Raw genomic sequence first — 9,803 nt, 5'->3', positions numbered from 1 at the left:
CAAATCACACCAAAACGGAATCCCATACGATTCATTCATCGCGCCTGATGCTCTAAACGCGCGAAATATGCGGGAGGTTCAAAAAATATCTGCCGCTCAGCAACTGAAGCCGCGTCGGGCCCTGCCGGCGGCAGGACGAGCTACCGTGCCGACAAAACAAAGCATGCATCGCCGCATATAAATTCATCTGCGGAATGGAGAGTGGCAGCGAAGCTGGAAGAATGCGCATCCGAGGAAAACCGGACACCTGGAAGGGGCTGTTCGGGGCGGAACGAGCCGCCCCGAACCATGATCAGATGTCGCTCTCGCTCGTCACGATGCGCGAGACCAGGCCGTATTCGATCGCTTCCTCGGCCGAGAGCCAGTAGTCGCGGTCGATATCCTTGGCGATCTTTTCCTCGGGCTGGCCGGTGGCCTTCGAGAAGATCTTGATCAGCCGCTCGTTCATCTTGATGATCTCGCGGGCCTGGATTTCGATATCGGAGGCCGGGCCGCGGGTGCCGCCGGAGGGCTGGTGCAGCAGAAAGCGGGTGTTCGGCAGGCAGATGCGATCTTCCTTCGGCGCGGCGGCATAGATCAGCGCACCCGCGGAAGCGACCCAGCCCGAGCCGATCATGACCACTCTCGGCTTGATGAACTTGATCAGGTCGTGGATCGAATCGCCCGATTCCACATGGCCGCCCGGCGAATTCACGAAGACGCGGATATCCTCGTCGGAAACCGCCGCCATCGCGACAAGCTGCGAGCAGACCCGCTGCGCCAGTTCCTGGGTAATCGGCCCGTAGATGAAGATCGAGCGCGATTTGAACAGATTGGCTTCCGCCTCCTTGCCCAAGGGCAGTTCGGTCTTCTTGTCGTCTTCTTCGTCGTTCATCTGCAACTCCGGGAATCAGGATTGTTATCTCCCGACTTAATGCCAATGAACCGGCAATACAATGACCGCGCCTTCAAAGGCCGCGATGAAGCCCGGATTTGGGGCCCTCTCTTGAAAAACAGCCTCGGCGACACCAAATAAGGGTGGTGACCGGCGACGGCCACGCTATCATTGTCCAAAATCCAATCAACATTGAACCATTCTGCCGCATGACGAGCATCGCGCTTTCATTCGCGGCACTGTGCATACGCGAAAGGACACTCCCTTGCGTTACAATCGACTTGGAAACTCCGGCCTCAAGGTCTCCGAACTCTGCCTCGGCACCATGACCTTCGGCGGCAAAGGCATGTGGACGGCCATCGGCCAGCTCGACCAGAAGGCCTCCGAGGAACTCGTCTCCGCCGCCCTCGACGCCGGCATCAATTTTCTCGATACCGCCAATGTCTATTCCGAAGGCCTGTCGGAGGAAATCACCGGCCAGGCGCTGAAGAACCTGAACGTACCCCGCGACGAAATCGTCATCGCCACCAAGGTGTTCGGCGGCATGGGCGAAGGGCCGAACAGCCGGGGCTCGTCGCGCTATCACATCATGGAGCAGGTCAAGAAAAGCCTCGCCCGGCTGCAAACCGACCATATCGACCTCTACCAGCTCCACGGTTTCGACAACACCACGCCGATCGAGGAAACGCTGGAGGCGCTCGACACGCTCGTCCGCCACGGCCATGTCCGCTATATCGGTGTCTCAAACTGGGCGGCCTGGCAGATCGCCAAGGCGCTCGGCATTTCCGAACGCAAGGGGCTTGCCTCGTTCCAGTCACTGCAGGCCTATTACACGATTGCCGGCCGCGACCTCGAGCGCGAGATCGTGCCGATGCTGAAATCGGAGGGCGTCGGGCTGATGGTCTGGTCGCCGCTGGCCGGCGGGTTCCTGTCGGGCAAGTATGACCGCGACAACCAGACAGATGGCGAAGGCCGCCGCGTCGCCTTCGACTTCCCGCCCGTCGACAAGGAGCGCGGCTTCGCGACGATCGACGTGATGCGCGAGATCGCCAATGCCAAGGGCGTTTCGGTGGCCCAGATCGCGCTTGCCTGGTTGCTCTACCAGCCGGCCGTCACCAGCGTCATCGTCGGCGCGAAGCGGGTCGAACAGCTTCAGGACAACATCGCCTCGACCGCGGTTGAATTCACTGCCGAGGAAATGGAGCGCCTCAACGCCGTCTCCGCCCTGCCCCGCGAATATCCGGGCTGGATGCTTGAACGTCAGTCTGGCAACGAGGTGAAGACCGAGCCGCGCTCGCTGAAATAGTCTCTGCGTGCGGGGCGGTCGCCGAAAGGCCGCCCCGGCATCAACGCTAACTTTATGAAAGCCGCACCCTCACCCCGTGCGGCTTTACGCCTTCCGGTTCCACATGAATGGCAAGCGAGGCGCCGGGGATCGCCCTCTTGATCGCCGCTTCCAGCCGGTCGCAGATATCATGGGCCTCGCCCACCGGCATGTCCTCGCTGACCACCAGATGGAAATCGATGAAGGCCGCCGAACCCGCCCTGCGGGTGCGCAGGTCGTGAACGCCGGAGGAACCGGCGGCATTGTCCATGATCGCCTGACGGATCATCTCGGACTCTTCCTGCGTGAGCGCCGTATCCATCAGCCCGCCGAGCGATTCCTTGATCAGCCCCCAGCCCGCATAGAGAATGTGCGCGCCGACCGCGAGCGCGAGCAGCGGATCGAAGATCGGATAGCCGGTGGCGAGCGCCAGCCCGAGCCCGATGACCACGCCGATCGAGGTCACCACGTCAGTGCGGATATGCTTACCGTCGGCGACCAGCGCCGGCGAGCGCGCCGCGCGCCCGGCGCGGATCAGCACATAGGCCCACACGCCGTTGATCAGGCTTGCAACCACATTGACGCCGAGACCGATATAGATATCGGTCGGCATTGTCGGATCAAGCAGTTCGCTCGCCGCTTCCTTGAAGATCAGCAGCGCCGCCACGACGATCGCGACGCCCTCGATGACGGCCGAGATATATTCCGCCTTGTGGTGGCCAAACTGATGATCGTGATCGGCGGGCTTGGAGGCGTAGATGATGGCGACAAGAGCCGCGACCGAGGCGACGACGTTGACGATCGATTCCATCGCATCGGAAAGAAGCGCGACCGAGCCGGTCAGATACCAGGCCGCGAGCTTGATCGCGAGCACCAGGAGCGAGAGTGGGATCGTGGCGATGGCAAGCTTGCGGGGCATGCTTGATCCATGGGCATGGCCTGTGCTCATTGCGCGCTCCCATAGCGTATGACCGTTCAGGAAACCGGGCGGCTTCCTCAATGACGATGCTAAATTGCTGACTTTTTCCGAGACCACCGGGGTCAAATGCAAAGCGGGCCGGAGAAGGCCCGCACCGCATTGCTACTCAATCACGCCCCCATCCGCAAGCCTCAGCCGACAGCTTTCCTGCCCGAAACATCGGCATGGCCGACAAGCTTGCCGACGACATTCTCGATGATGCGCATGCCGGCATCACCGCCGAGCGTCATGATCGATTCGGGATGGAACTGGACGGCGGCGACCGGCTCGCTGACATGCTCGATGCCCATGACGATGCCGTCATCGGTCTCCGCCGAAATCGTGAAATCGGTCGGCAGCGCCACCGCATCGGCAAAGATCGAATGATAGCGACCGACGGTGATTTCATTGGGCAGGCCATCGAAGAGCCGACCATGTTCGAGAATGCGGATGCGCGAGGGCTTGCCATGCATCGGCACGGCCAGTTGCCGAAGCGTGCCGCCATAGGCTTCCGCCAGCGCCTGCAGGCCCAGGCACACGCCGAAGATCGGCAGGCCGCGTTCGCGCGCCTTTTTAATTGTCGCCTTGCAATCGAAATCCTTCGGCATGCCGGGGCCGGGCGACAGCACGACCAAATCAGGTGCCACGCGGTCGAACGTCTCGTCGGCCACCGGAGAGCGCACCGTGGCAACCTCCGCGCCGGTCTGGCGGAAATAGTTGGCCAGCGTATGGACGAAGCTGTCCTCGTGATCGACCAGCAGGATTTTCAGGCCCTTGCCGACCTTCTCGACGGCGCGCACGGCTGGCGCACGGGTTTCCGCATCCGCCTCGCGGATCGCGGCCAACATGGCTGATGCCTTCAATTCGGTCTCCGCTTCTTCTTCATGGGGATCGGAATCATAAAGCAGCGTTGCCCCGGCGCGCACCTCGGCAACGCCCTGCTTCACCCGGATGGTGCGCAGAGTCAGCCCGGTGTTCATGTCGCCGTTGAAGCCGACCATGCCGATCGCGCCGCCATACCAGGCGCGCGGGCTCTTCTCGTTGTTCTCGATGAAGCGCATCGCCCAGAGCTTCGGCGCGCCGGTGACGGTCACCGCCCAGGCGTGGCTGAGGAAGGCGTCGAAGGCGTCCATCCCGGCCCTAAGGCGCCCCTCGATATGGTCGACGGTGTGGATCAGGCGCGAATACATCTCGATCTGTCGCCGGCCGATGACCTTGACCGAGCCTGGCTCGCAGACGCGGCTCTTGTCGTTGCGGTCGACATCGGAGCACATGGTGAGTTCCGACTCGTCTTTCTGCGAATTGAGCAGTTTCAGGATCTGCTGGCTGTCGGCGATCGGGTCCTCGCCGCGCTTGATGGTGCCGGAAATCGGGCAGGTCTCGACCCGGCGGCCGGTGACCCGCACGAACATTTCGGGCGAGGCGCCGATCAGATATTCCTGATCGCCGAGATTGATGAAGAAGGAATAGGGGGAGGGGTTGGTCGCCTTCAGCCGCTTGGAAATCGCCGAGGGTTTGCTGGCACAGCGTTCCATGAACTGCTGGCCCGGCACAACCTCGAACAGGTCGCCGCGCACGAAGCTTTCCTTGGCGCGGGTGACCAGTTCCGCATACTCGCCCTTGTGGTGATCACCCTTCGGCGGAACGCTGTTGGAGGGGCGGAACGGGTCCGGTTCGATCGTCCCGTCCCTGCCCTCGGTCGCGATGCCGTCCTTTTCGAAATCATAGCGGTCGATCCAGGCCTTGGCGGCGTGGTTGTCGACCATCAGCACCTCGTCGGGAAGGTAGAGCACCATGTCGCGCTGGTCGAGCGGACGTTCGAGCTTCAGCGGGACTGCGTCGAACTGGAAGGCGAGGTCGTAGCCGAACGCGCCGTAAAGCCCGAGGCTGGCATCCTCCTCCGAGAAGAACAGGTCGGTGATGGCCCTGAGCACGGTGAAGACGGTCGGCGCCTTGGAGCGCTCTTCCTCGGTGAACTGGCGGTCGGGCTCGGCGACCTTGAGATCGATGCGGCGGGTTTCGCGGGCAAGGATCGTGACGGCGTCGAGGGCCTCCAGCGCGGGCAGGATCAGTTCGAGCAGCGCCTCGCCGCGGCCATTGAAGGCCTCGAGCCAGACATTGCGGCCATTGCAGGAGATCGCCATCGGCGGATCGATAACGGCGGTGTCCCAGCGGGTATAGCGGCCCGGATATTCGTAGTTGGAGGAAAGCACCGCGCCGCGACGCGAATCCAGCCGCTCGATATAGCTCGAGATCGCGTCGTCATAGGGCACGAAACGCCGTGTCCGCGTGATCTCGACGCCGCCTCTGGTCTGATAGCTCTCCCCGCCATCGGGCCGCTCATGAAGGCTCATATTCCTTGCTCCACCTCGGTGATGCGGCGCTGCCGCATGCTGGTCATTCTCAACCCTTGCAAAGACGGCCTCCAACAAAAAAGCCGCCTCGTTGGAGGGCGGCTTCGTCAGATCAACTGAACATGCGTGATCGCGGCCGCCGTTAGCGAGCCCACCACCAGTTTGCAATGTTGTTCATCGTGATCGTCATGTTGAATGTGTAGCGCAACCGCCAAACGCTGGCAAGCGCGGATTCGGCAGCCGGCGCACCGGCTGCCCCGCAACCCTCAGATGCGGCGCAGAAATCAGGCAATCAACTGCCCGTGGCAGTGCTTGAACTTCTTGCCGGAACCGCACGGGCACGGCTCGTTGCGGCCGGTGTTCTTCCATTCTTCCGGCATGGCCGCGGCACCGCCGGAGGCGACCTGCTCGCCGGCCATCTCGTCTTCACCCGTTGCGGGATCCATATGGCTGGCGCGCACCTCTGCCGGATTGATTTCGCGCTGCTGCTGCGGCGGCGGGGCCTCGCGCACGAGCTGGACTCGCGAAAGCTGCGAGATCGCGACCTCGCGCATATTGCCAAGCAGCGCCTGGAACAGCTCGAACGCCTCGGCCTTGTACTCCTGCAGCGGGTCGCGCTGGGCGTAGCCGCGGAAGCCGATGACGGAGCGCAGATGATCGAGGTTGACGATATGCTCGCGCCAGAGGTGATCCAGCGCCTGCATCGTCACCTGCCTCTCGACATATTTCAGAACGTCGGGGCCGAACTGCTCGGCCTGTTTGGCGCGGTTTTCCTCGACCTTCCTGGCCGCCTCGTTGATGCGCTCCTCGATTTCCGGCTCGGCAATGCCGTCTTCCTCGGCCCACTTCTCGATCGGCAGGTCCAGATTGAGGATGCGCAGGCAGTCTTCCTTGAGGCCGGCGACATCCCACTGCTCGGCATAGGCGCGCTCGGGAATGCGGCGCTTGACGGCGTTTTCGATCACTTCCTCGCGCATTTCCCTGACGATCTCGGAAATGTCTTCCGAATCCATCAGTTCCTTGCGCTGGTCGAACACCACCTTGCGCTGGTCGTTCAGCACGTCGTCATATTTCAGCAGGTTCTTGCGGATATCGAAGTTGCGGGCCTCGACCTTCTTCTGCGCGCGCTCCAGCGCCTTGTTGATCCACGGATGGACGATCGCCTCGCCTTCCTTCAGGCCGAGCTTGGTGAGCATGCTCTCCATGCGGTCGGAACCAAAGATGCGCATCAGGTCGTCCTGGAGCGACAGGTAGAATTTCGAGCGCCCGGGGTCGCCCTGACGGCCGGAACGGCCGCGGAGCTGGTTGTCGATGCGGCGACTTTCATGGCGCTCGGTGGCGATCACGTAAAGACCGCCAGCGGCCAGCGCCTCGGCCTTCAGCCGGGCGACATCCTCGCGGATCGCCTTTTCCTTCGCGTCGCGTTCAGGGCCCGGCGGGGTGAACTTGCGGGCGACTTCCACCCGCTCGCCCTGCTCGTTGGTCACGATATCGGTGCCCGGCTCGGTATCGCCAAGCTCGGCCTCGATGCGCATTTCCAGATTGCCGCCGAGCTGGATGTCGGTGCCGCGGCCGGCCATGTTGGTGGCGATCGTCAGCGCGCCAGGCACACCGGCCTGGGAGATGATGAAGGCTTCCTGCTCGTGATAGCGCGCGTTGAGCACGCTGAAATCGGTTATGCCGTCCCTCTTTAGAGCGGCGGCCAGCAGTTCGGATTTTTCGATCGAGGTCGTGCCCACCAGAACCGGCTGGCCCTTGGCCTTGGCTTCCTTGATCTCCTCGACGATCGCAAGATACTTCTCCTGCACCGTCAGGTAGACCTCGTCATCCTCGTCGATGCGGGCGATCGGCACATTGGTCGGCACTTCGACCACGTCAAGGCCGTAGATATTGGCGAATTCCTCGGCTTCCGTCGCCGCCGTGCCGGTCATGCCGGCAAGCTTGTCGTACATGCGGAAGTAGTTCTGGAAGGTGATCGAGGCGAGCGTCTGGTTTTCCGGCTGGATCTTGACGTTTTCCTTGGCCTCCAGCGCCTGATGCTGGCCATCGGAATAGCGCCGGCCCGGCATCATGCGGCCGGTGAACTCGTCAATGATCACGACCTCGCCATCGCGGACGATATAATCCTTGTCACGCGAGAACAGCTTGTGGGCCTTCAGCGCGTTGTTCAGATGATGGACCACGGCGACGTTTTCGACGTCATAGAGCGAAGCGCCCTTCATCATGCCGTTTTCGGTCAGGAGCTTTTCGAGCTTTTCCATCCCGTCTTCGGAGAAATTGGCCGATCGCTGCTTTTCATCGAGCTCGTAATCGCCCTCTTCCAGCATCGGGATGATCTTGTCGATCGACACGTAAAGGTCGGAGCGGTCGTCGAGCGGACCGGAGATGATCAGCGGCGTGCGCGCCTCGTCCACCAGGATCGAGTCCACTTCGTCGACGATCGCATAATTGTGGCCGCGCTGCACCATCTCGGCGCGCTGCATCTTCATGTTGTCGCGAAGGTAATCGAAGCCGAGTTCATTGTTGGTGGCGTAGGTGATATCGGCGTTGTAGGCCTCTTTGCGTTGGCGATCGTCGAGGCCGTGATGGATCACGCCCGTGGTCAGGCCGAGAAAGCCGTAGAGCTTGCCCATATGCTCGCTGTCGCGCCGGGCGAGATAATCGTTGACGGTAACGACGTGAACGCCCTTGCCGGCGAGCGCGTTGAGATAGACCGGAAGCGTCGCGACCAGGGTCTTGCCCTCGCCGGTCTTCATTTCGGCGATCGAATTCTCATGCAGGATCATGCCGCCGATAAGCTGAACATCGAAGGGCCTCATGCCGAGAACCCGCTTGGAGGCCTCGCGCACCACCGCGAAGGCCTCGACAAGAATATCGTCGAGCGTCTTGCCGTTTTCGAGCTGTTTCTTGAACTCGTCGGTCTTGGCTTTCAGCGCCTCATCCGAAAGCGCCGAAATCTGCTCTTCCATCGCATTGATCGCGACGACGCGGGGTCTGTAGGCACGGACGCGGCGCTCGTTGGCCGAACCGAACAATTTGCGGGCTACGCCACCGAGTGAGACCATTTCAATAGCTCTTTCCGAAAGTTGTCATATTTAAACTCTACATGGCGCCCTGTTCGCATAGATGCACGCCCGGACGTCGAAGGACGCTGGCTTGGCAGACAGATAAGAGGGGGGGCACGCCATGTCAACGTCGAACGCCGCGCGGCAATGGCCCCAAACCGGAGGAAAACCGGCCGGCGTTCAGCTTCTCTTCAGATTAAAAAGTGGAAAGGTTGCAACGGAAAGCAGCGTTTTGCGTTGACGGACAGAGAAGCGGCGACCACATTCCCGCTCAATCATCGGCGCATATCGACGGGCCGCAACGATCACGTTCAACAATAGAAAAGGTGAACTTATGCAGAAAAGAACCCTGGCAGCCGCAGTGCTGCTCGCAACGACCGTCAGCTTTGCAGCGCCGGTGTTCGCGCAGGACACCGATGCCGGCCAAACCGTGGTCGCCACCGTCGACGGCACGCCGATTACCGAGGAAGAGCTTCAGAGCACCGTCGATCAGTTCAAGGGCCAGTTCGGCCAGATGCCGGAAGAGCAGATGCGCGCCATCGCGCTTTCGAGCCTTGTGGACATGAAGCTGATCGCGGATGCCGCAAAGGAGGAAGGCCTCGACCAGACCGATGCCTTCAAGACCCGCATGGAGCAACTGCAGCAGCAGGAACTCTACAACGCCTATTTCGACCAGGTGATCAATTCCCAGATCACCGACGAGATGCTGAAGGCGCGCTATGACGAGGAGATCGCCAAGGCGCCGAAGCAGGAAGAAATCCATGCCCGCCATATCCTCGTGGAGAGCGAGGATGAGGCCAAGGAAATCATCAAGGAACTCGACAACGGCGCCGATTTCGCCGAACTCGCCAAGGAGCACTCCACCGGCCCGAGCGGTCCCGAGGGCGGCGATCTCGGCTACTTCGCCAAGGGCCAGATGGTTCCGCCGTTCGAGGAAGCGGCCTTCGCGCTGGAGCCCGGCAAATATACCGAGACCCCGGTCAAGACCGATTTCGGCTATCATGTCATCGAAGTCGAGGACAAGCGCGAGAAGGCGCCGGTTCCCTTCGAACAGATCAAGCCGCAGCTTCAGCAGCTCGTGGCCGGCGAGAAATACAATGAAGCCGTCAACGCGCTGAAGAAGGGCGATACCGTCGTTATCGAAGATAAGGACTTGCAAGACAGCTACGACGCCGTCAATAAAATGCAGCAGCAATAATCAGTTTCCGGCCCGCCATTGCGGGCCGGT

General features: G+C 61.5%; 6 protein-coding genes. 2 read left to right on the top strand and 4 right to left on the bottom strand.

What is annotated here, in order from left to right:
- Positions 1-292 precede the first annotated feature (292 nt).
- Positions 293-874 carry an ATP-dependent Clp protease proteolytic subunit gene (locus tag V6766_RS02215; RefSeq protein WP_448463180.1) on the bottom strand — a complete coding sequence of 194 codons (582 nt, stop codon included), beginning with the start codon at positions 872-874 and terminating at the stop codon, positions 293-295.
- Positions 875-1,139: 265 nt separating this feature from the next.
- Here V6766_RS02215 and V6766_RS02210 point away from each other — a divergent pair, with 265 nt between their 5' ends.
- Complete coding sequence (locus tag V6766_RS02210) at positions 1,140-2,180, top strand: aldo/keto reductase (RefSeq protein ID WP_448463178.1); 1,041 nt, start codon at positions 1,140-1,142, stop codon at positions 2,178-2,180.
- Between the two features lie 52 nt (positions 2,181-2,232).
- On the opposite strand, the gene V6766_RS02205 is transcribed toward V6766_RS02210, so the two are convergent.
- From V6766_RS02205 to secA, 3 genes are all read right to left on the bottom strand, one after another.
- Entirely contained in the window at positions 2,233-3,147 is a 915-nt protein-coding gene (locus V6766_RS02205; protein ID WP_448463176.1) for a cation diffusion facilitator family transporter, read from the bottom strand.
- A gap of 161 nt (positions 3,148-3,308) precedes the next feature.
- Positions 3,309-5,510 (bottom strand): anthranilate synthase, encoded by a 2,202-nt coding sequence (locus tag V6766_RS02200; RefSeq protein WP_448463174.1) that lies wholly within the window; start codon positions 5,508-5,510, stop codon positions 3,309-3,311.
- A 284-nt stretch (positions 5,511-5,794) separates the two neighbouring features.
- On the bottom strand, positions 5,795-8,575 hold the full coding sequence (gene secA / locus V6766_RS02195) for a preprotein translocase subunit SecA (protein ID WP_448463172.1): 2,781 nt from the start codon (positions 8,573-8,575) through the stop codon (positions 5,795-5,797).
- Between the two features lie 334 nt (positions 8,576-8,909).
- Between secA and V6766_RS02190 the strand changes: the two genes are divergently transcribed.
- Positions 8,910-9,773: a peptidylprolyl isomerase gene (locus V6766_RS02190; RefSeq protein WP_448463170.1), complete on the top strand. Its 864-nt coding sequence runs from the start codon at positions 8,910-8,912 to the stop codon at positions 9,771-9,773.
- The last annotated feature ends 30 nt before the right edge of the window (positions 9,774-9,803 follow it).

The organism is Martelella sp. AMO21009, assembly GCF_053484295.1.
This window is presented reverse-complemented; position numbering and strand designations above follow the sequence as displayed.